The sequence below is a fragment of the Neptunitalea lumnitzerae genome, from assembly GCF_027924185.1.
In the GTDB taxonomy this organism is placed as follows: Bacteria; Bacteroidota; Bacteroidia; order Flavobacteriales; family Flavobacteriaceae; genus Neptunitalea; species Neptunitalea lumnitzerae.
On the sequence record NZ_BRVO01000003.1, the window covers coordinates 333,624 to 354,434 of the forward strand.

Sequence of the window (20,811 nt, forward strand, 5' to 3'; positions counted from 1 at the left end):
GTTTTAATTCCACCTATTATTATCAAATTGATTTCTTCTCCAATACCACATCATCACAAACCCTATAATGGCGCCACCCACGTGTGCAAAATGCGCTACCGGCCCCATTGAATAACTTGTTAAACCAAAAAACAAGTCCATAACTATAATACCAGGTACAAAGTACTTAGCCTTTATAGGAATTGGTAAAAATATCATCATTAATCTAGCATCAGGAAAACTCATAGCAAATGCTACCAAAACACCATAAATAGCACCCGATGCACCTACTGCAGGGCTAGCCACCGCAGCAATAAAATTATCCAAAGTATTTGGCGACATGTATTGCCCCCAATCAGTATCATACTTACCTTCAGAAAGTATTCTCAATACCTCTACCTTATCGTAACCATTGGTAATGAGCGCAGACATTCCCTCATTATAAAAATAATAATTAGCTGCCGTATAAATAAGCGCGGCACCAATACCCGCAGACAAATAGAAAAACAAAAACTTGTTTTTACCCCACATCATCTCTAACGGAGACCCAAAGGCAAACAAAGCATACATATTAAACAAAATATGCATAAGACCACCATGCATAAACATATGTGTTACTATTTGCCAAATTTTAAAATTAGAGTTTTCTGGAAACCACAACGCTAAATAGACATCTAAATGCCAATTCTTCATAACGAAGGTTACCACAAAAAACAACACATTTATTATAATAAGGTGCTTTACCACCTCTGTCATTCTTCCCATAAAATTTAATTTACATAAACTTTTTCTCTATATCACCCGCACTCATGGTTATAAACGCAGGCTTGTTAAATGGTGAAACTGTTGGCTCTGTACAAGCAAATAAATTATTCACCAAGTTCTCTTGCTCTACATTAGTTAAGGTTTCCCCGCCACGTACAGCCAATGTTTTGCATAATGTTTTTGCTAACATATCGGTTTGGGTAAACCCACTATCTGGTATATCATCACCAAAATCGGTTATTAGCTGCTCTAATATAATAGGCACTTCGCTTTCAGTAACGTGTAATGGAATACCATTAATAACCACCACATCATCTTCCATTTTCTCAAAAGCAAAACCAGTACCTTCTAAACGCTCTTTTAGGGTTTGTAGTAATGAAATTTCTACCTTCCCAAAATGTAACTCTAAAGGAAATATCAATTGCTGACTTACCCCTTCGTTAATGGTTATTTCTTTTAAGTATTGCTCATACAATACTCTTTGGTGTGCTCTGGTTTGATCTATAATTACCATACCAGATTTTATAGTGGTTACAACATATTTCTTTTGTAACTGAAACGTGGTAGCTTTACTACTAGTCAACTCACTATCATCAAACAATTTACCAGTCACTTCTTCCGACTCAAATTGAACAGATGAAAACCGTTCTGACTCTATGGTAACACTTTCCCCTTCATCATCATCTTTTAAGCCAACATACAAACTCTCCCAACTTGGCTGTGCATCTCTTTTAAAAGAATGCCCGCCACTACCAGAACTAAACGAAGATGACTTCTTAGATGTAACCGCTGAATTAGTATCATTAGAAACCTCCTCTTTAAACGGATTAAAATTAGCATCTACCTCTATGGTTGGCATGCTTATTTTTTTATCCTTGTAGCCATAAGGCGTATCTAAATTAGGGTCGCTATCAAAATCTAATACGGGCGCCACATTAAATTGCCCTAAACTATGTTTAACAGCCGACCGTAAAATAGCATACAAGGTATGCTCATCATCAAACTTAATTTCAGTTTTTGTAGGGTGTATATTAATATCAATAGTTTGCGGGTCTACTGTTAAAAACAAAAAGTACCCAGGTTGCAAACCATCTTTTAACAACCCTTCAAAAGCCGAATTAATTGCGTGATGCAAATACGGACTTTTAATATATCTATCATTCACAAAGAAAAACTGCTCTCCTCTACTCTTCTTTGCAAACTCAGGTTTTCTAATAAACCCTGAAATAGTTACAACTTCGGTAACTTCATTTACAGGCACCAACTTCTCGTTGGTTTTACCACCAAAAATATTTACAATACGCTGACGCTGATTTGATGGAGGTAAATTAAAAAGTTCTGCATTGTTAGAGTAAAAATCAAAACGAATATCAGGGTGTGCTAGTGCTACTCTGTGAAATTCATCTATAATATGGCGTAACTCTACCGCATCCGACTTTAAAAAATTGCGCCTTGCCGGAATGTTATAAAACAAATTTTTCACCAACAAACTAGTACCCTTAGGTGCCACAGAAGGCTCTTGAGATACCACCTTACTTCCTTCAATTTTTATCTGACAGCCAACTTCTTCTTGTTCTTGTCTCGTATTTAACTCCACATGAGCAATAGCGGCAATAGACGCCAATGCCTCCCCTCTAAAACCTTTTGTATTCAGCAAGAACAAATCTTCCGCTTTTTTAATTTTAGAAGTAGCATGACGCTCAAAACACAAGCGTGCATCGGTATCGGTCATCCCTACACCGTTGTCAATCACTTGTACCAGGGTTTTCCCGGCATCTTTTATTACTAATTTTATTTCTGTAGCTCCCGCATCAATAGCATTCTCAAGTAACTCTTTCACCACAGACGCAGGTCGTTGTACAACTTCCCCTGCTGCAATCTGGTTTGCTACATGATCCGGTAATAACTGGATAATATCAGCCATTCAGTAATTTATCTATATTTGAAAATCTTAATACAACATACGCCGCCATTAAAAGGAAAATAAAAATAACAATCAACCTTATACGCGAATTTTTATCATTTAATTCTTTACGCTGAGTTTTCCAATCTTCTCTAAAAGACGTTCTTCTCTTCAGCTTGTACTCGGTATCAGGCACTTTTTCATATTTACTTTTAATGCTATCCAATCGTTCTTTGCGCTCATCATAATACCTAGGATTGTAGTTGAACGATTTATTTCTGTGCTGCTTAAATAATACTCGAAGTTTCATACCTCTTACTATATATTCAAAATTAATTAAAATACATAGCACAACTTATATATACTATGCTAAAAAATGTTAACAAATAAAGTGCCGAACTCCCTTCTATAGCTATAAAAAAAATACTGATTAACCTTTCTACAAGTTAATCAGTATCTTAAAAATATATTTTGTTACGTATTACAGTGTACGTAAGTGTGCCATTTTTATAGCTGCTATAGCTGCTTCGGTACCTTTGTTACCATGTTTACCACCACTTCTGTCTATAGACTGCTCCATGTGATCATCGGTAAGTACACAAAAAATAACAGGAGTGTCATATAACACGTTTAAATCCTTCACTCCTTGTGTGACACCTTGACATACAAAATCAAAGTGCATGGTTTCCCCTTTAATTACACTACCAATAGTAATTACACAGTCAACATCTTTTGTTTCTATCATTCGTTTGGCTCCATAGGTAAGTTCAAAACTACCAGGAACATTCCAACGAATAATATTTTCCTCTTCCGCTCCACAGTCTAATAACGCTGCTAAAGCTCCGTTATAAAGCCCTTCTGTAATGGTATCGTTCCATTCAGAAACAACAATCCCAAATCGAAAGTCTTTCGCATTTGGGATTGTAGCTTTATCGTATTCCGATAAATTTTTATTTTCTGTTGCCATTATTTTGCGCTTTCTACTAATGCAATATATGCATCAATACTAGTTGCTTGTTGAGATTCTGGATAATCTTCTTTAATTCTTTTAAAGTAAGATAACGCTTTTGTTGCATCTCCTTGCTCTTTAGCTAACATACCAGCTTTAAACAAATATAAAGGAGTTGTAAACCCATTATCGTTATCGTTAATAGCTTTTTCGTAATAGTCTAACGCATTGCTATAATCATTTAACTGAGAAAAAGCATCTCCAATGTTACCTTTAGCTAACGGAGCTAAAATTACATTATCAGATTTAAACTCATCTAAATACTGAATTGCTTTCTCGTAGTTTTTTAACTCTAAATATGCCATACCAGCACTATAGTTAGCTATATTAGCCGCCTTAGTACCATTATAGTTTTCAATAATATCTAAAAAACCGTAGTTTCCTTCTCCACCTTTAAGTGCAAGGTTTAATAAAGAGTCTTTAGCAGTTTCTTCTGTCATTGCCATACCAAAGTATTCTTGTGCATAAAACATATCGTTAGATGCTTTTGCTTCCTTTGGAGCCTCAATAAATTTAGTATATCCAAAAAATACAAGTCCGGCTAAAACAATAACACCAATAACTCCTAAAACATACTTTTGGTTTTTCTCAACCCATTCTTCTGTTTTATTAGCTCCCTCGTCTAATGTATTAAAAACTTCCGCCGTTGTACTGTCCAACTCTTCGGCATGTACTTCTGGCTCTTCTACGAAATCTTTCTCTTTCTTAGCCTTACTTTTATAACCTCTTTTATTATATGTAGCCATAGCCTAAATTATATTTGTGGCGCAAAAATATAATTTTTATTAAAATATAAAAGGTGTTTTTATTGATATTTTCTTAATATTTTGTTTTTGATTTGCAAATGAATAAAGTATTGCTACATTCGGTTTAATTATGATATTAAATAAGCTGTCTTTAATTAATTACAAAAACATTGCATCTAAAGACTTTTTGTTAGATGCCAACATCAATTGTTTTACCGGAAATAACGGTGTAGGAAAAACAACGGTATTAGATGCGATATATTATCTGGCATTTGGTAAAAGTTATTTCAACCCTATAGCGTCTCAAAATATTAAACACGGTGAAGATTTTTTTGTAGTTGACGGCACCTTCCACAAGCAAGGTACCGAAGAACGCATTGTTTGCAGTTTAAAAAAAGGACAAAAAAAGAGCATTAAACGTAACGGAAAGGCATATGATAAGCTATCTGAACACTTAGGGCTTATTCCGCTTGTTATGATATCTCCAGCAGATAGCGATTTAATTGTGGAGGGCAGTGAAACCCGAAGAAAGTTTATAGATAATGTAATATCACAATCTAACCACACTTACTTACACAACCTTATTAGTTACAACAAAATTGTATCGCAACGCAATGCCCTTTTAAAATATTTTGCCTTAAACAACACGTACGATGCTACAAGCCTACAAGTTTATAACGAACAATTACAAACCTACGGCAATAGCATATATGCAGAACGTGTAGCTTTTTTAAATGAGTTTATTCCTATTTTTAAAAACAGATATAATTTAATAGCTGGCAACAACGAGCAAATTAACTTAGTGTACGATAGTCAGCTACACGAAGCTACTTTTGAAGAACTGTTAGATAGCAACTTAAAAAAAGATAGGGTACTACAATACACCAGTGTAGGAATACACAAAGACGATTTAAAATTTGAAATTGATACCTTCCCTATAAAAAAGTTTGGTAGTCAAGGACAGCAAAAATCGTTTCTTATAGCTTTAAAACTAGCGCAGTTTGATTTTATTAAAAACAGAGCTCAGGTAAAGCCCATACTTTTACTAGATGATATTTTTGATAAGCTAGACGAGCACCGTGTAACCCACATAGTGCAACTAGTAAACGATGATACCTTCGGACAAATTTTTATAAGTGACACGCATACAGAACGTACCGAAGAGGTAGTAAAAAAAACCAATCAGTCTTATCAAATTTTTAAACTTTAGGCAACGGTTTTTAAATTGCAACCAATACCTTTGCACCAAAACCTAAGCTCATGAAATCTATAAAATTATTCTTTTTTATTAGCATTAGTTTTACTATCTTAAGCTGCAGTAATACCATTACCAAAGCCAACTTAGAAACGCTAAACGGATATTGGGAGATAGAACAAGTAACTACCTCTGACGGTTCCACGAAGCAATATAAAGTAAATACAACCGTTGATTATATTGAGATAACCGACAGCCTCTCTGGCTCTAGAACCAAGGTAAACCCATCACTAGACGGAACCTTTACAACCAATAACAACCAAGAGTTTTTCACCTTACAACAAGAAGGAGATCATTTTATTTTTAAGTACAAAAATGCGCTAGATGAATGGCAAGAAGAACTTATTGATTTAGATGAAAATCATTTTACGGTAAAGAACCCTACCGGAAATACTTACTATTATAAAAGATACGAAAACATAACTATAGAATAATGACCAAACGATATAATGAAAACCTTAGCTTAAGTGAAGCGCTTCAATCTTTTATCAAGGAGAACCAACTTGAGAAAGGAATGGATAAAATTGAAGTACGCAATGCTTGGGTAGAACTCATGGGGAATGGTGTAGCCAATTACACTCAAGATGTTTTCTTGAAAAATGAAACATTATACGTATCGCTTACCTCATCGGTACTAAGAGAAGAGCTTAGTTATGGGAAGCAAAAAATTATTTCTATGATTAACGAAAATCTAGGAAAAGATCTTGTAAAAGAATTAATTTTAAGATAGTTACAGGCTATTCATAAAACAAAAAAAAGAGCATCCAAAGGATGCTCTTTTTTTATGGTTTAAACTTTTATTATTTTGTCATATCCACAATAAAACAATCAGGATAATCTTCTTCTACTTTTTCCATAAAGCGTTCTGCTTTATCGCGTTCCGGAAACTTACCAATAATTAATGCATATACCTTTACGCCGTTTACACTTTTAACCTGAACAGTAACCTCACGCTTAAACTTATTTTTAAGACTGTCTGCTAACTTAATCAAATTAGCCAACTCTCTGAAACTACCTATTTGTATTCCCATCCAATCTGGGCGTACTTTTTCTATATCAAGTTCGTAAAACTCTGGTTCCATTATCACCTCAGCCGCTCCACTGGTTACGGTAACAGTTTCTGTTGTTACACCACCAGTACTTGTGGTGGTTGTGCTTGTAGTTACTACCTCTGTATTGGTTACTTCTTGCGCTACATCTCCATCTCCAGAAACTATTTCTATACGCACATCGGTAACTCCGGCATTTATAAAATCTAACTTTTCGGCTACCGATCTAGACACATCTATAATCCGCCCCTTTACAAAAGGACCTCTATCATTAATAGTTACAATAGCCCAACGGTCGTTTACCAAATTAGTAACTCTAACCTTTGTACCAAATGGCAAGGTTCTATGCGCCGCTGTTGGCAAAATATGATGGTATATTTCACCACTAGCCGTAGTTCTTCCATTAAATTTTTTGGCATAAAAAGAAGCCTTACCAGTTTCAGATTGCGCTATACCAATTTGCGCACATAAAATAAGTAGTAATAAAATAAAATTTCGCATTTGTGTTTGGGTCAATATTTACAGCCCAATATAAAACAAATATTACAAATTTGTTTTAAGCAGAAACTACTTTATCAGCAACAAACTCAAAACGCACCATCCCATCATCATCAATTTTGGTAAGTTTTACCGTATGTAAGGTATTTACCAATTCCGGATTCCAAGGAGCCTTTACCTTCACATAGTTTTCGGTAAACCCATGAATATATCCTTCCTTATTTTCACCTTCAAATAACACGGTTCTTGTTGTACCTATTTGACTCTCATAAAATGCTCTACGCTTTTTAACCGATAATCCACGTAGCATTTTACTACGTTTTGCGCGCACCTTTTTAGGCACTACACCCTCCATTAAAACCGCCTCGGTATTATCACGCTCAGAATACGTAAACACGTGTAAGTAAGATATAGGCAATTCATTTAAAAAATTATAGGTTTCTAAGAAAAGCTCGTCGGTTTCACCAGGAAAACCAACAATAACATCTACCCCAATACAAGCATGTGGCATTACCTCTCTCACCTTCGTAACTCTATCTACGTACAACTCGCGCATGTAACGGCGCTTCATTTTCTTTAAAATCTCGTTACTACCACTTTGCAACGGAATATGAAAATGCGGTACAAAAGCCCTAGATTTAGCAACCAAATCTATGGTTTCATTTTTCAATAAATTTGGCTCAATAGAAGAAATTCTCAGACGCTCAATACCTTCTACCTTATCAAGCTCTGTAACCAAATCTAAAAACGTATGCTCATGGCGTTTGTTCCCAAACTCTCCTTTACCATAGTCACCAATATTCACTCCGGTTAACACAATTTCCTTGATACCCTTCATAGCTATTTCAGCTGCATTTTTCAATACATTCTGCATAGTATCACTTCTAGAAATACCACGTGCTAACGGAATGGTACAATAGGTACACTTATAATCGCACCCATCTTGTACTTTTAAAAACGCTCTGGTTCGGTCTCCAATAGAATAGCTACCTACATAAAAATCAGCATCCTGAATTTCACAACTGTGCACTTCTCCAAAATCGTTTTTAGACAAATCGTTTATATAGTCGGTAATTTTAAATTTCTCAGTAGCACCCAACACCAAATCTACTCCATCTACGGCAGCCAACTCTTCTGGTTTCAATTGGGCATAACACCCTACAGCAGCAACAAAAGCATTTTCGTTTTTCTTCAATGCTTTCTTTACTACTTGCTTAAACTGTTTATCTGCATTTTCAGTAACCGAACAAGTGTTAATCACATAAATATCAGCTACTTCTTCAAATTCTACACGGTTAAACCCTTCATCCTGAAAACTTCTTGCAATGGTAGAAGTCTCAGAAAAGTTTAATTTACAACCTAAGGTATAAAACGCTACGTTCTTTCTCTGCTCCATCAAAATAATCTCGTTCTTATATCGTTATTTATTAATAATCAAAACAAGTTTTGTAATTTGCAAAGGTACATAATTACAACTAAGTAACTAATTTTTAACCAGATTAAGTTACACACCTAACCCATTAATAAACAAACAACTATGAATAAACACGCGCTACGAATAGCCGAGGTATTCCATTTTTTGGATAATAAAGATATTACCCTTGGATATCGTAAATTTCTAGACTGCATTATAGACACGCAACACATGGACTTATACAACGAGGCCATTGCTATTACCGACTGGAAAGAACAGCACCCACAAGAAGTTGAGCCACTTATAGAAAAATGCAAAGCCCTTTTAAGTAAGGCAGAAAATATACCTGTTGAAGAAACCACAGTTACTTCTCCTATTTTAACCGCTACCAACTTAGTGAAAAGCTATGGTACCCATAAGTTTACACTAGGTCCTGTTTCGGTAACTATTAAAAAAGGCCAAGTATACGGGTTAGTAGGTGAAAACGGAAACGGGAAAACCACCCTCTTACGAATACTAGCTAAAGAAATAACCCACAACCAAGGAAGCTTACAATTTGAATTTAAAGACAAAAAACTAAGTAACTTTGACTTACGTACCAAATTAATTTACATACCACAAAGAACCGATGTTTGGTACGGTAGCTTAAAAGACAATTTAAAATTTGTATTGGCAAATTATGGCGTTTCACCCGCAGAAAACGAAACCCGTGTACTAATGATGATTGCCCGGTTAGGGTTATGGAACTACAAACATTTAAAGTGGAGTGAACTATCTTCTGGGTACAAAATGCGGTTTGAACTTGCCAGAACCCTTTTAAGACAACCAGAAATATTATTACTAGACGAACCCTTGGCCAACCTTGATGTATTAGCGCAACAGGTAATTTTAGAAGACTTAAAAGCCATTTGTAATTCGGTTAACAATCCTATTGCACTTATTTTAAGTTCGCAACAATTATACGAGGTTGAAAAAGTATCTGATAAAGTAATTTTCTTGAAAAACGGAAAATACAAAGACAATACTGAAGAAGAAATTGACACTCAAAAACTTCTTATTGTAGAAATTGACACTACCACTAACAGAACACAACTTTTGGAGCTATTTAAAGAACTAGCTCTTAAAAAACTAACCTTTAACGGTGGTGTTTTTACAGCAGAATTTGAACCAGATGTACCTTTTAATAAGGTTTTAAAAGCATTAGGAGAAAGCCAAGAGCAAGTAACCTATGTAAGAAACATTAGTAATTCTACAAGAAGATTTTTTGTATCATAACAACCACCAACCATGAAAAAATTCATACATACCACCAATCAATATTTATTAGAACGCTACCCGATTATTTGGAACACACGCTTGCTCTGGATTACCTTAATAAGCTTAGGCGTACATCTTATTTTTTACATACTAGGGTTCATCTACCTACTTTCCCCCACCTCATTACATAAAAGAAGCGTACTCAATCATTTTTTTGAAAATGGTACTATATTTTTCAACATCATTGTCTCTTTACTTATTATAGTTTTTTGGCTTATTTACCTATTTAAAAACAATAGCTTTAAAAACTTTTACCCCACTAAAAAGTCCGGATTATTTAAGCAATTTCTTTGCTATATGTTCATCTTTTTTGTAAGCACCTCTTTTTATTATTCTTACTTAGCCGGACTAAAAACGTATGCTAGTATTCATTTTACCGATGACATATTTGCAAAAGAAGTTACCTTAGCCAATAAAACCTACCCCTTTATAGCAGATAATTGGGATAAGTATGAAATCACCAACCGCTATTACCCTTCTCCTTTTGACACCTTATACAGAAACAGTCACAACACTTATATTGACTCAAGCGACACTTACACTAAAGAATACTATTTTGAAACTTACCGTACCCTTATAACATCAAAAGAAAAAGTAGACAATGATTTTAGCATTGCATACGACTATAAAGAAAGTATTAATGAAGACGAATATCGTTTATACCAATCAAATAAACGCATAAACATTTACACACTTACAGACAACCCTAAAAAATTAAGTTTACTAAACGTATCTGGAATGCTATACACTCCTGAAGATAGCACTTATTACGATTACAAAGACATTAGAGATATTTGGAGAAAAGTAGCTAATAACAAAGCTCATCATAAACTAATAACCACCTCAACACCTCAAGAAATAAAAACCTTATTTTCTGATTTTTTAGCACTATGCCATAAATACAAGATAGACACAGATCTTTCTGCAGAAAAATGGTTTCAACTGGTATACAACCCTGAAAATGAATTTGAGGTATCCAAATTCATTAAACAAAATAAACCAAATGAGTACAACCAATCCTACAGCTACAATTATTCAGCAACAGGCAATAAAGAAAACGACCTATACTTTAAAAAACACCTAACCAAACACTACCTTAATAGCAACCAACTAGAAACAACACTTGAAAATATTGATGAAATAAAACATGCTACCATATTAGATTTCAGTATCTTTTTTGTAATTGCTGCTACTTTCTTTTTAGCCGCCCCTTTGTTTATGTTTAGGGTATCTTCTACCAGAACTTTTATTTTCTCTGTTATTACCACTATCATTCTAAGCATCTTAGTAATATTACTTTCAGCTGCTTTTGCTTTTATAACCTCAGATTTTAATGGTTACCTCCCCACATACTTAACACTGTTTATTTTCTTAGCTGCTTTTATAGTAAGCATTAACGGAATAGGAAAATTTAGAAAAATAGTTACCGGCATCTGCATGAATATAAGTATTGTTAGCTTCCCTATTTTCATAGGTATGATTATAGGACTCGTTACCGCTTATCAAACAGAAGCATGCGATTTGCGTAGAACACAACACATAGCAAAATTTAATACTTATGAAGATTGCTACACCATGTTTGATTGGCTAGATGTATTTTGGATACCTACAGTAACACTACTTACGCTTATATACCTATACTTCTACAGCAATATAATACGCAAATGGAAAGCATCACCCGAAAAATAATTATATTTTTACAGAGCAGCTTTAGCAAAAGCTGCTCTTTTTTATAACAGATAACAGCAGCGCTTGTTTATATGAACCGCATACACACTTTATTTACTTTCAAAATTATTTTACCCTGCATACTACTTGCAACTATACTTTCTTGCTCTGAAAAGAAAGCTCCTTATGACAACAGCATGGTGTTTAGATACAATGAACACAGTAACATTACCTCTTTAGACCCGGCATTTTCAAGAGTACAGGCTAATATTTGGGCAGTAAACCAATTGTTTAATGGTCTGGTACAACTAGACGATTCCTTAAACATTCAGCCCGATATAGCAAAACATTGGAGCATTTCTGAAAACGCACTTACCTACACATTTCACCTTAGAAATGATGTGTATTTTCATAAAAGTGAAGTTTTTAAAAACAAAAATCATACACGCACGGTTACTGCATCAGATTTTGAATATAGCTTTAACAGGCTGTTAGATGAAAAAGTAGCTTCACCTGGTAGATGGGTAATGAATTATGTAGACCACTACACCGCCATTAACGACACCGTATTCACCATACAATTAAAACAACCCTTCCCAGCGTTTTTAGGATTATTAAGCACTAAGTATTGCGCTGTTGTACCCAAAGAAGCTATTGACTTTTACGGCACTAACTTTAGAGCAAACCCTGTTGGTACGGGACCGTTTAAATTTAAACGATGGGAAGAAAATGTAAAATTAGTACTCCGAAAAAATCCTTTGTATTTTGAAAAAGACACCAAAGGCAACCAACTACCCTACCTAGAAGCTGTTGCCATTACCTTTTTACCCGACAAGCAAAGTGAATTTTTACAATTTGCACAAGGTAACATTGACTTTCTAAATGCACTAGACGCCTCGTACAAAGACGAACTGCTTACTACCACCGGAAAGCTACAACCAAAATATAGTAACGAGATTCAAATGATTTCTGCTCCTTACTTAAATACCGAGTATCTGGGTATTTACATGGAAGCAGACATTCCTGAAAATCAATCTTTAAAAATTAGAAAAGCTATTAATTACGGGTTCGATAGAGAAAAGATGATTACCTACCTGCGTAATAACATAGGCACTCCAGCAGAAAATGGATTTATACCTAATGGCCTACCAGGTTTTGGTACCACCAACGGCTACCACTACAACCCAGAAAAAGCAAAACAATTGATTACCGAATTCTCCCAAGAAACAGGTATCAACACACCTAAAATAAGCATATCCACCGATGCTAATTACCTAGATTTATGCGAGTACATACAACGTGAATTGCAAAAACTAGGTATTCAAACACAAATAGACTTATTAACCGCATCTGCCCTAAAACAGAGTAAATCAGCAGGTAAATTAGCTATTTTTAGAGCCAGTTGGATTGCCGATTACCCGGATGCAGAAAATTACCTATCACTTTTCTACAGCAAAAACTTTACACCGGAAGGCCCTAATTACACGCATTTTAAAAATGACCAATTTGACCAATGGTATGAAGAATCTGTAAAAACTACCAATACAGAAAAACGAGTAGCCCTTTACAAAAAAATGGATAGTCTGGTTATACACCATGCCCCAGTAGTACCCTTATACTACGACCAAAGCATACGCTTTGTACAAAAAAATATTACAGGTCTTGGAGGAAACGGAATTAATTTGCTAACTTTAAAGAAAGTACAAAAGAAAAAACCAACCAAATAAGAAAACTAGCACCATGGGTTTTGCAGTAGACGGACAAAGATCTCAAAAAGCCAATAAGCGAAAACACAAAAGCAAATTGAAAAGATATGAGAACAAAACAGGTGCTCACTACACCTCGTCTAAAAGCAAATACAAAACCATAGACAAAGAAAAATTAGCTAAATTTTCTGAAGGATTTCAATTAAAACAAAAAGCTATCAGAAAAAAACAACTGACAGCTTTTGGTATTATCTTTGGCGTATTACTCTGCGCCCTTATCTATTTTTTATTTTTTCACGAAATGAATTATCATTCCTTATTAGGATAGGTCAACTCAAAAATATATTGTAAAATATCTTTATCTGCATCGGTTAAAGATATATCTCTTCTACCCATTACACGCTCTGCTGTAGCAAAGGCTTTCTCTATTTTATAGGTTGTATACCCATGCGCACCACCCCAAGAAAAACTAGGTATATAATTTCTAGGAAACTCACTACCGTAAATATTAGCACTCACCCCTACTACGGTACCCGTATTAAACATGGTATTAATTCCACTTTTACTATGATCGCCCATCATTAAACCACAAAACTGTAAACCAGTTTTTTCAAAACGTTCCGTTTCATAGCTCCATAATTTTACAGGCTCATAATTATTTTTTAAGTTAGAGTTATTGGTGTCTGCACCAAGGTTACACCATTCACCCAACACAGAGTTTCCTAAAAAGCCATCGTGCCCCTTGTTAGAATACCCAAATAGTACCGAATTATTTACCTCTCCACCAACTTTACTAAAAGGCCCTACAGTGGTAGGTCCGTAAATTTTAGCACCCATTTTTATTTGCGCTCCTTCACACAATGCCAAACCACCCCTAATAATACTGCCTTCCATAATCTCAGCATTAGCACCAATATAAATTGAACCAGTAGAAGCATTTAGGGTACAAAACTCAAGCTTAGCACCTTCTTCTAAAAATATATTTTCAGGACTTATAACATTATTACTACTAGGAATAGGCTTACTTTTGCGCCCTAAAGTTAACAAGTCAAAATCTTGCTCCATCACTACCCCGTTCAAAGAAAAAATATCCCAGGTATGTTGTATACTAATCAATTCTCCTTCAAACTCAATAGCGTCAAAAGCATCAAAATCAATATCCTCTTGCGCTTCTAATGCATAGAATGCCACAATATCGTCTTCATAAAAAATTGCTTGATTTTCTTCTAGGTTTTTAATAACCGCCACCAACTCTGCACTTGGTAAATAAGAAGCATTAATAAGCACATTAGCCTCAAGCTCCACCATCGGAAATTTATCCGACAAATATTCTTCGGTAATGGTTGTTGTGGTAGTATCTAAATATTTTTCCCATTTTTCTCTAATGGTTAAAATTCCCACTCTAATATCAGCAACCGGCCTTGTAAAGGTAAAAGGTAGTAATGCATTTCGGTAAGGACCGTCAAAAAGTATATAGTTCATGACTCTAATGCTATTTTATAAGAGTCTAAATATACAATTAAGATTGTGTTCGCCCACAAAAAAGCAGTAAATAAAAAAGCCTTGCATTTTGCAAGGCTTTTAAATATTTTGATAAACGCGTTAAATTCAGAAAATTACTTTTTGAATTTAGCGTATTTGTTTTTGAACTTGTCAATTCTACCAGCAGTATCTATTAGTTTAGATTTACCTGTATAGAATGGGTGCGATGTTCTAGAAATCTCCATTTTAAAAACTGGATACTCAACACCGTCAACGTCAATAGTCTCTTTAGTTTCTACAGTAGACTTAGTGATAAAAACGTCATCATTAGACATGTCTTTAAAAGCCACTAATCTATAATTTTCTGGATGTATATCTTTTCTCATCGCTTATGCCTGATTTTAATTCTATTATCAAATTTCGAGGTGCAAATGTAATCAATTAAAACTAACTGACAACATATTTTTTAGTTTTTTTACTAATAAATATTTTACGCCTCTAATCCTGTAACATTTTTCACGTTCTTTGCACTAAAGTAATAAATAAAAATCTAATCTAACATGGAAACGCAAGCTAATTCAACTAAAATAATGATTTCTAACGGAGTCATTGTAGGCGTAGGTACTGTTCTAGCCTCAGCTATATTATATGTAGCAGGTTTAATTAAATCTACTGGCTGGGCTGCTAATCTTTTATGGTTCATCTTAATGATAGCCTTAATTGTTGCTGGCTTTAATACGTTCAAAAAAAATAACAATGGTTTTTTATCATTAGGTCAAGCACTTAAAATAGGTATGGGTATTGCTGTAATTGCAGGAGTTATAACTTCATTATACCAAGTGGCTTTTAACGAATTTATTGATCCTGAATTAGTAAAATCAATTACTGACGAGCAATTACAAAAATCTTTAGAAATGAATCCAGACATGACACAAGAGCAATTAGATGCTTCTCGTAAAATGGTAGAATTCTTTTCTTCTCCAGGGGTTATTGTAGGTGCAGGTATTTTATGGAATTGTTTTGTTGGTTTTGTGATTTCGTTAATTTCAGGTTTAATCATGAAAAAAACAGAAGACTCATTCTAATTTGCTATTTTTGACTTCTATTTAAAGAAGCATATGAACATATCGGTAGTAATACCATTACTTAACGAAGAAGAATCTCTTAAAGAATTACATGATTGGATTGTACGCGTAATGCAATCCAATCAATATTCTTACGAAATACTATTTATAGACGACGGAAGTACCGACCAAAGCTGGGATATTATTGAAAGCTTAAGTGTTACCAACCCGAACGTTAAAGGCATACGTTTTTTTAAAAACTACGGAAAATCTCAGGCTTTAAATGCTGGTTTTAAAGAAACTATAGGAGACGTAGTTATTACCATGGATGCCGACCTACAAGATAGCCCGGATGAAATACCCGAACTATACCATCTTATAAAAGAAGAAGGTTTTGATTTAATTTCCGGATGGAAAAAAATACGTCACGATTCTGTGATAGCCAAAAACTTACCTTCTAAACTCTTTAATTGGGCAGCTAGAAAAACCTCTGGGTTACACCTACACGACTTTAACTGCGGATTAAAAGCTTACAAAAGCACAGTTATTAAAACCGTAGATGTAAGCGGAGAAATGCACCGCTACATTCCGGTGCTTGCCAAAAACGCAGGATTTTATAAAATAGATGAGAAACCTGTACAACACCAAGCCCGAAAATACGGAAAAACTAAATTTGGTGCAGAACGCTTTATTCATGGGCTTTTAGATTTGCTTACCATTTGGTTTATTTCTAAATTTGGAAAAAGACCAATGCACTTATTTGGGGCTATGGGTATTCTAATGTTTTTCATTGGATTTTGTTTTGCAGCCTACTTGGGTATTGATAAACTTTTTATTCACCCCACAGGGAGATTGCTTACCGATAGACCACAATTTTATTTGGCTTTGGTAACTATGATGATCGGAACCCAATTTTTTTTGGCAGGCTTTATTACAGAAATGATTTTAAGAAGTAAACAAGAACACACTAGTTATAAAATAGCCCACAAACTAAACCTTACTACACTGGAAAGTTCAAAAAAATATTAATTTATCTTAACAATTTTTAAAAACTACTATGGAAACATCGTTTGAAAAAAGTTTACAAACTGCTAAGCAGTGGCTAACAGACACTTTTGACAAAGAAACACAAGCTAAAATTGAAGACTTAATTGCTAATAACCAAGAAGAGTTAAACGAAAGTTTCTTTAAAAACTTAGAGTTTGGTACTGGAGGTATGAGAGGTGTTATGGGCGTTGGTACTAACCGTATTAACAAATATACTTTAGGTAAAAACACACAAGGTTTAAGCGATTACCTTAAAAAGGTGTATCCTGGTGAAGATTTAAAAGTTGTTATTGCTTATGACTGTCGTCATAACTCTAAATCCTTAGCTAAGGTGGTTGCAGATGTATTTTCTGCTAACGGTATTAAAGTATTCTTATTCTCTGATTTAAGAACTACGCCTGAACTTTCTTTCTCAGTAAGACATTTAGAGTGCCACTGTGGTATTGTATTAACAGCATCTCACAACCCACCGGAATATAACGGATATAAAGTATACTGGACAGATGGAGGACAATTAGTACCACCACAAGATGCTGAATTAATTAAAGAGATAGACGCATTAGATTTTTCTGCTATCAACTTTGAGAGTAACGAAGATTTAATTGAATATATAGACAAAGACGTTGATGAAGCTTTTATCAACGCTTCTATTGAAAACGGAAGTTTTGATGTTGCTGGTAAAGAAGATTTTAAAATTGTATTTACCTCATTACACGGAACCTCTATTACTACCCTACCAGGCGTTTTAGAAAAAGCTGGTTTTAACGTTACTATTGTTGAAGAACAAGCTGTACCAAACGGAGATTTCCCTACTGTAAAATCACCAAACCCAGAAGAACCAGAAGCCTTAACAATGGCGCTAGCGAAAGCTGAAGAAATTGGTGCGGATATGGTAGTTGGTACCGACCCTGATAGTGACCGTTTAGGAATTGCGGTTAGAAACGAAGAAGGAGAAATGATTCTACTAAACGGTAACCAAACTATGGTTATGATGACCAAGTTTTTACTAGACCGTTGGAAAGAAAAAGGATTTAAAGGAGATGAGTTTATTGCTTCTACTATTGTATCTACTCCTATGATGTCTAAATTAGGAGAGGCTTATGGTGTAGAATGCAAATTAGGCCTTACCGGATTTAAGTGGATTGCTAAAATGATTAAAGACTTCCCAGAGCAAACATTTGTTGGTGGTGGTGAAGAAAGCTTTGGTTTTATGGTGGGTGACTTTGTACGTGATAAAGATGCAGTTACCTCTACCCTTTTAGCATGCCAAATTGCAGCCAATGCAAAAGCACATGGCAGCTCTTTCTACAAAGATTTAATTGCTACGTATGTAGAATTTGGTTTTTACAAAGAGCGTTTAATTTCTTTAGTGAAAAAAGGAATTAGCGGTATGCAAGAAATCCAACAGAAAATGGTAGATCTTAGAGAAAACCCATTTGAAACTCTTAATGGTTCTAAAGTAGTACGTATTGAAGATTATAAAACTTCTATTGCTACCAATACCGTTACCGGAGAAAAAGAAGAAATTAGCATTCCAAAATCTAATGTATTGATTTATTATACAGAAGACGGAAGTAAAATTGCAGCAAGACCAAGTGGTACCGAGCCTAAAATTAAATTCTATTTTAGCGTAAATACTACTTTAGAAAATGCGGAGGCATTCAAGGATACCGAAAAAGTTTTAGAGGATAGAATTGATGCTATTATCACAGAAATGAAATTGAGTTAATGAATCCATATTTTAAAAAGATACTCCGCTTTGCGGAACCCTATAAAAAATACGCTTATTTAAACATATTTTTTAACATCTTATATGCGCTATTTGGGACGTTGTCCTTTGTAGCGCTTATTCCTGTTTTAAACGTAATATTTAAAGATCAGCATGAAGTAATTAAAAAACCCGTTTATGATGGGTTATTTAGTATTAAAGAATATTTAGAAAATTCTTTAAACTATCATGTACTTAATCTTATTGATAAATACGGGGATTTTAAGGTTCTTATGATAATGGTTAGCATTATCATTTTTATGTTTATGCTTAAAAACCTTAGCAATTACCTTGCTATGTACAATATTACTTTTTTAAGAAACGGCATTCTTAAAGATTTAAGAGACACCTTGTATGAAAAAGTAATTAGGTTTCCATTATCATTCTATTCAGAAAAAACTAAAGGAGATACCATTGCAAGACTTACAAGTGATGTAGAAGAAGTACGTAACTCTGTACTATCTATGCTAGAAATGATTGTTAGAGAACCCCTAACCATACTGTTCTCTTTAATTGCTATGGTTGTATTAAGTGCTAAACTTACGCTGTTTGTTTTTGTATTTATTCCAGTAGCTGGTTTTCTTATTTCAAGAATAGGTAAATCATTAAAAAAGAGTTCTCTTAAAGTTCAGAAAGAACAAGGTATCTTTTTATCTATACTAGAAGAAACCATGGGAGGTTTACGTATTGTAAAGGCTTTTAATGCCGAGGGCGTTTTTAAAGAAAAGTTTGAAGACTCAACTACAAGGTACACCAACTATGCTAATAAAGTTTTGAACCGTCAAAATTTAGCTTCTCCCTTAAGCGAGTTGTTAGGTATTGTTGTTATTGCTATATTATTGGTGTATGGTGGTTACTTGGTGTTTGTAGACCAAACCATGGAGGCAAGTTTTTTTATTGGGTACATCTCGTTAGCCTATAATATTCTAACTCCGGCAAAAGCTTTTTCTAAAGCTAGTTACTCTTTAAAAAGAGGTGACGGTGCAGCACAACGTATCTTAGAATTTTTAGAAACTGAAAATACACTTACAGATGCACCTAATGCCGTAGAAAAACAAGGCTTTGATAGTACTATAACACTAAAAGATATTTCTTTTTCGTACAATGAAGAGGTTACGGTATTAAAAAACTTCAACCTTACTATTCCAAAAGGGAAAACTGTAGCCCTAGTTGGGCAATCTGGTAGTGGTAAAAGTACCATTGCCAATTTAGTAACTCGTTTTTACGATGTAGACAAAGGTAGTATTGCTATTGATGGTGTAGATGTTAGAGATATGACACTGGCATCGTTACGCAGTTTACAAGGTATGGTATCGCAAGATTCTATCTTATTTAATGACACAGTGGCTAACAACCTAAAATTAGGAAAACCTAATGCTACTGAAGAAGAATTGATTGCAGCTGCTAAAATTGCAAACGCTTACAACTTTATTTCAGAATTACCTGATGGTTTTAATACCAATATTGGTGATGGTGGTGGTAAATTAAGTGGCGGACAAAAACAGCGTTTATCTATTGCCAGAGCGGTATTAAAAAATCCGCCAATTATGATATTAGACGAAGCTACTTCTGCCCTAGATACTGAAAGCGAAAAACTGGTACAAGATGCCTTAGAGAAAATGATGTTAAACAGAACCTCTATTGTTATTGCACACCGACTTTCTACTATTCAAAATGCAGACGTAATTGTGGTAATGCAAAAAGGAGAAATTATAGAACAAGGATCACACAAAGAATTAATTGCTCTTAACGGACACTACAAGAAGTTAGTAGAGATGCAATCTTTTACGTAACTACCTCATAGTAAAGTCTTACACATTAACAAGAAGACTATTTTTAGCTCAATCACCGAGTAAAAACTTACAAGAAATTTATATTTATAAAAATGAAAAAGGCGCTTCCACCCTCATGAACAGCGCCTTTTCTATGAAAATTAATAGCGATAAATTTCTTACTTACTTATCTACATTTCAAATATAGGAAAAGTCTTAGTAATATCTATAAAGTGTGTCATTTATTCGATGAAATACACTTTTTATTTAAAATATTCCTTCCCATTAAACCTTTCTTCATTTCTATTGTCTAAATTGTAAACACAATTACAAGCCTTATATATAAGGTTGCGTTTTAAAGAAAAAGTA

Annotated in this window: 20 protein-coding genes; 11 read left to right on the plus strand and 9 right to left on the minus strand. The window is 34.4% G+C overall.

The genetic code is table 11. The features are described 5' to 3' along the window. Positions 1-3 precede the first annotated feature (3 nt). From Y10_RS13850 to Y10_RS13870, 5 genes are all read right to left on the minus strand, one after another. On the minus strand, positions 4-744 hold the full coding sequence (locus tag Y10_RS13850; protein WP_281766001.1) for a rhomboid family intramembrane serine protease: 741 nt from the start codon (positions 742-744) through the stop codon (positions 4-6). Between the two features lie 10 nt (positions 745-754). Beyond that, entirely contained in the window at positions 755-2,668 is a 1,914-nt protein-coding gene (mutL, locus tag Y10_RS13855) for a DNA mismatch repair endonuclease MutL (RefSeq protein ID WP_281766002.1), read from the minus strand. Continuing rightward, entirely contained in the window at positions 2,661-2,957 is a 297-nt protein-coding gene (locus Y10_RS13860) for a hypothetical protein (protein WP_281766003.1), read from the minus strand. Before Y10_RS13860 ends, mutL begins: the two co-directional genes overlap by 8 nt. A gap of 171 nt (positions 2,958-3,128) precedes the next feature. Beyond that, the gene (gene ribH / locus Y10_RS13865) at positions 3,129-3,614 is read right to left on the minus strand and encodes a 6,7-dimethyl-8-ribityllumazine synthase (RefSeq protein ID WP_281766004.1); all 486 of its coding nucleotides are present in this window, start codon (positions 3,612-3,614) and stop codon (positions 3,129-3,131) included. Next, positions 3,614-4,402, minus strand: a complete 789-nt coding sequence (locus Y10_RS13870; RefSeq protein ID WP_281766005.1) for a tetratricopeptide repeat protein — start codon at positions 4,400-4,402, stop codon at positions 3,614-3,616. Before Y10_RS13870 ends, ribH begins: the two co-directional genes overlap by 1 nt. A 130-nt stretch (positions 4,403-4,532) precedes the next feature. Here Y10_RS13870 and recF point away from each other — a divergent pair, with 130 nt between their 5' ends. Genes recF through Y10_RS13885 form a run of 3 tightly spaced genes read left to right on the plus strand, consistent with a single transcriptional unit; the run spans position 4,533 to position 6,387 of the window. Next, positions 4,533-5,612 (plus strand): DNA replication/repair protein RecF, encoded by a 1,080-nt coding sequence (recF, locus tag Y10_RS13875; RefSeq protein ID WP_281766006.1) that lies wholly within the window; start codon positions 4,533-4,535, stop codon positions 5,610-5,612. Between the two features lie 50 nt (positions 5,613-5,662). Then, entirely contained in the window at positions 5,663-6,091 is a 429-nt protein-coding gene (locus Y10_RS13880; RefSeq protein WP_281766007.1) for a hypothetical protein, read from the plus strand. Further along, complete coding sequence (locus tag Y10_RS13885; protein WP_281766008.1) at positions 6,091-6,387, plus strand: DUF721 domain-containing protein; 297 nt, start codon at positions 6,091-6,093, stop codon at positions 6,385-6,387. Before Y10_RS13880 ends, Y10_RS13885 begins: the two co-directional genes overlap by 1 nt. Before the next feature lie 70 nt (positions 6,388-6,457). Here the strand turns inward: Y10_RS13885 and Y10_RS13890 are convergent, their stop codons facing one another. Then, entirely contained in the window at positions 6,458-7,207 is a 750-nt protein-coding gene (locus Y10_RS13890) for a septal ring lytic transglycosylase RlpA family protein (protein WP_281766009.1), read from the minus strand. Between the two features lie 55 nt (positions 7,208-7,262). Next, positions 7,263-8,600 (minus strand): tRNA (N(6)-L-threonylcarbamoyladenosine(37)-C(2))-methylthiotransferase MtaB, encoded by a 1,338-nt coding sequence (mtaB, locus tag Y10_RS13895; protein WP_281766010.1) that lies wholly within the window; start codon positions 8,598-8,600, stop codon positions 7,263-7,265. A gap of 141 nt (positions 8,601-8,741) precedes the next feature. Here mtaB and Y10_RS13900 point away from each other — a divergent pair, with 141 nt between their 5' ends. From Y10_RS13900 to Y10_RS13915, 4 genes are all read left to right on the plus strand, one after another. Further along, positions 8,742-9,893, plus strand: coding sequence for an ABC transporter ATP-binding protein (locus Y10_RS13900; protein WP_281766011.1), 1,152 nt, complete (start codon positions 8,742-8,744; stop codon positions 9,891-9,893). A 339-nt stretch (positions 9,894-10,232) separates the two neighbouring features. Continuing rightward, the gene (locus Y10_RS13905) at positions 10,233-11,624 is read left to right on the plus strand and encodes a hypothetical protein (RefSeq protein ID WP_281766012.1); all 1,392 of its coding nucleotides are present in this window, start codon (positions 10,233-10,235) and stop codon (positions 11,622-11,624) included. Between the two features lie 71 nt (positions 11,625-11,695). Beyond that, complete coding sequence (locus tag Y10_RS13910) at positions 11,696-13,330, plus strand: ABC transporter substrate-binding protein (RefSeq protein ID WP_281766013.1); 1,635 nt, start codon at positions 11,696-11,698, stop codon at positions 13,328-13,330. 13 nt (positions 13,331-13,343) lie between these two features. Next, positions 13,344-13,637, plus strand: coding sequence for a hypothetical protein (locus tag Y10_RS13915; RefSeq protein WP_281766014.1), 294 nt, complete (start codon positions 13,344-13,346; stop codon positions 13,635-13,637). Here Y10_RS13915 and Y10_RS13920 read toward each other — a convergent pair. Further along, the gene (locus tag Y10_RS13920; RefSeq protein ID WP_281766015.1) at positions 13,619-14,791 is read right to left on the minus strand and encodes a GlmU family protein; all 1,173 of its coding nucleotides are present in this window, start codon (positions 14,789-14,791) and stop codon (positions 13,619-13,621) included. The two genes, Y10_RS13915 and Y10_RS13920, sit on opposite strands and share 19 nt — an antisense overlap. Positions 14,792-14,925: 134 nt before the next feature. Further along, on the minus strand, positions 14,926-15,177 hold the full coding sequence (locus Y10_RS13925) for a type B 50S ribosomal protein L31 (RefSeq protein WP_281766016.1): 252 nt from the start codon (positions 15,175-15,177) through the stop codon (positions 14,926-14,928). A 174-nt stretch (positions 15,178-15,351) separates the two neighbouring features. Between Y10_RS13925 and Y10_RS13930 the strand changes: the two genes are divergently transcribed. From Y10_RS13930 to Y10_RS13945, 4 genes are read left to right on the plus strand one after another with little or no spacing between them, the layout of a single operon-like run. Beyond that, positions 15,352-15,876: a DUF4199 domain-containing protein gene (locus Y10_RS13930; RefSeq protein WP_281766017.1), complete on the plus strand. Its 525-nt coding sequence runs from the start codon at positions 15,352-15,354 to the stop codon at positions 15,874-15,876. A gap of 33 nt (positions 15,877-15,909) precedes the next feature. Further along, entirely contained in the window at positions 15,910-16,884 is a 975-nt protein-coding gene (locus Y10_RS13935) for a glycosyltransferase family 2 protein (protein ID WP_281766018.1), read from the plus strand. Positions 16,885-16,912: 28 nt separating this feature from the next. Beyond that, entirely contained in the window at positions 16,913-18,631 is a 1,719-nt protein-coding gene (locus Y10_RS13940) for a phospho-sugar mutase (protein ID WP_281766019.1), read from the plus strand. Beyond that, the gene (locus tag Y10_RS13945; RefSeq protein ID WP_281766020.1) at positions 18,631-20,463 is read left to right on the plus strand and encodes an ABC transporter ATP-binding protein; all 1,833 of its coding nucleotides are present in this window, start codon (positions 18,631-18,633) and stop codon (positions 20,461-20,463) included. The genes Y10_RS13940 and Y10_RS13945 overlap by 1 nt, the downstream gene beginning before the upstream one ends. The last annotated feature ends 348 nt before the right edge of the window (positions 20,464-20,811 follow it).

Coding starts and splice junctions, on each gene's coding strand:
- Y10_RS13930 (WP_281766017.1), top strand. CDS start 15,352: ATGGAAACGCAAGCTAATTCAACTAAAATAATGATTTCTAACGGAGTC.
- Y10_RS13900 (WP_281766011.1), top strand. CDS start 8,742: ATGAATAAACACGCGCTACGAATAGCCGAGGTATTCCATTTTTTGGAT.
- Y10_RS13885 (WP_281766008.1), top strand. CDS start 6,091: ATGACCAAACGATATAATGAAAACCTTAGCTTAAGTGAAGCGCTTCAA.
- Y10_RS13935 (WP_281766018.1), top strand. CDS start 15,910: ATGAACATATCGGTAGTAATACCATTACTTAACGAAGAAGAATCTCTT.
- Y10_RS13925 (WP_281766016.1), bottom strand. CDS start 15,177: ATGAGAAAAGATATACATCCAGAAAATTATAGATTAGTGGCTTTTAAA.
- Y10_RS13860 (WP_281766003.1), bottom strand. CDS start 2,957: ATGAAACTTCGAGTATTATTTAAGCAGCACAGAAATAAATCGTTCAAC.
- Y10_RS13870 (WP_281766005.1), bottom strand. CDS start 4,402: ATGGCTACATATAATAAAAGAGGTTATAAAAGTAAGGCTAAGAAAGAG.
- Y10_RS13940 (WP_281766019.1), top strand. CDS start 16,913: ATGGAAACATCGTTTGAAAAAAGTTTACAAACTGCTAAGCAGTGGCTA.
- Y10_RS13850 (WP_281766001.1), bottom strand. CDS start 744: ATGGGAAGAATGACAGAGGTGGTAAAGCACCTTATTATAATAAATGTG.
- Y10_RS13910 (WP_281766013.1), top strand. CDS start 11,696: ATGAACCGCATACACACTTTATTTACTTTCAAAATTATTTTACCCTGC.
- mtaB (WP_281766010.1), bottom strand. CDS start 8,600: ATGGAGCAGAGAAAGAACGTAGCGTTTTATACCTTAGGTTGTAAATTA.
- Y10_RS13905 (WP_281766012.1), top strand. CDS start 10,233: ATGTTCATCTTTTTTGTAAGCACCTCTTTTTATTATTCTTACTTAGCC.
- mutL (WP_281766002.1), bottom strand. CDS start 2,668: ATGGCTGATATTATCCAGTTATTACCGGATCATGTAGCAAACCAGATT.
- Y10_RS13915 (WP_281766014.1), top strand. CDS start 13,344: ATGGGTTTTGCAGTAGACGGACAAAGATCTCAAAAAGCCAATAAGCGA.
- Y10_RS13890 (WP_281766009.1), bottom strand. CDS start 7,207: ATGCGAAATTTTATTTTATTACTACTTATTTTATGTGCGCAAATTGGT.
- recF (WP_281766006.1), top strand. CDS start 4,533: ATGATATTAAATAAGCTGTCTTTAATTAATTACAAAAACATTGCATCT.
- Y10_RS13880 (WP_281766007.1), top strand. CDS start 5,663: ATGAAATCTATAAAATTATTCTTTTTTATTAGCATTAGTTTTACTATC.
- Y10_RS13920 (WP_281766015.1), bottom strand. CDS start 14,791: ATGAACTATATACTTTTTGACGGTCCTTACCGAAATGCATTACTACCT.
- ribH (WP_281766004.1), bottom strand. CDS start 3,614: ATGGCAACAGAAAATAAAAATTTATCGGAATACGATAAAGCTACAATC.
- Y10_RS13945 (WP_281766020.1), top strand. CDS start 18,631: ATGAATCCATATTTTAAAAAGATACTCCGCTTTGCGGAACCCTATAAA.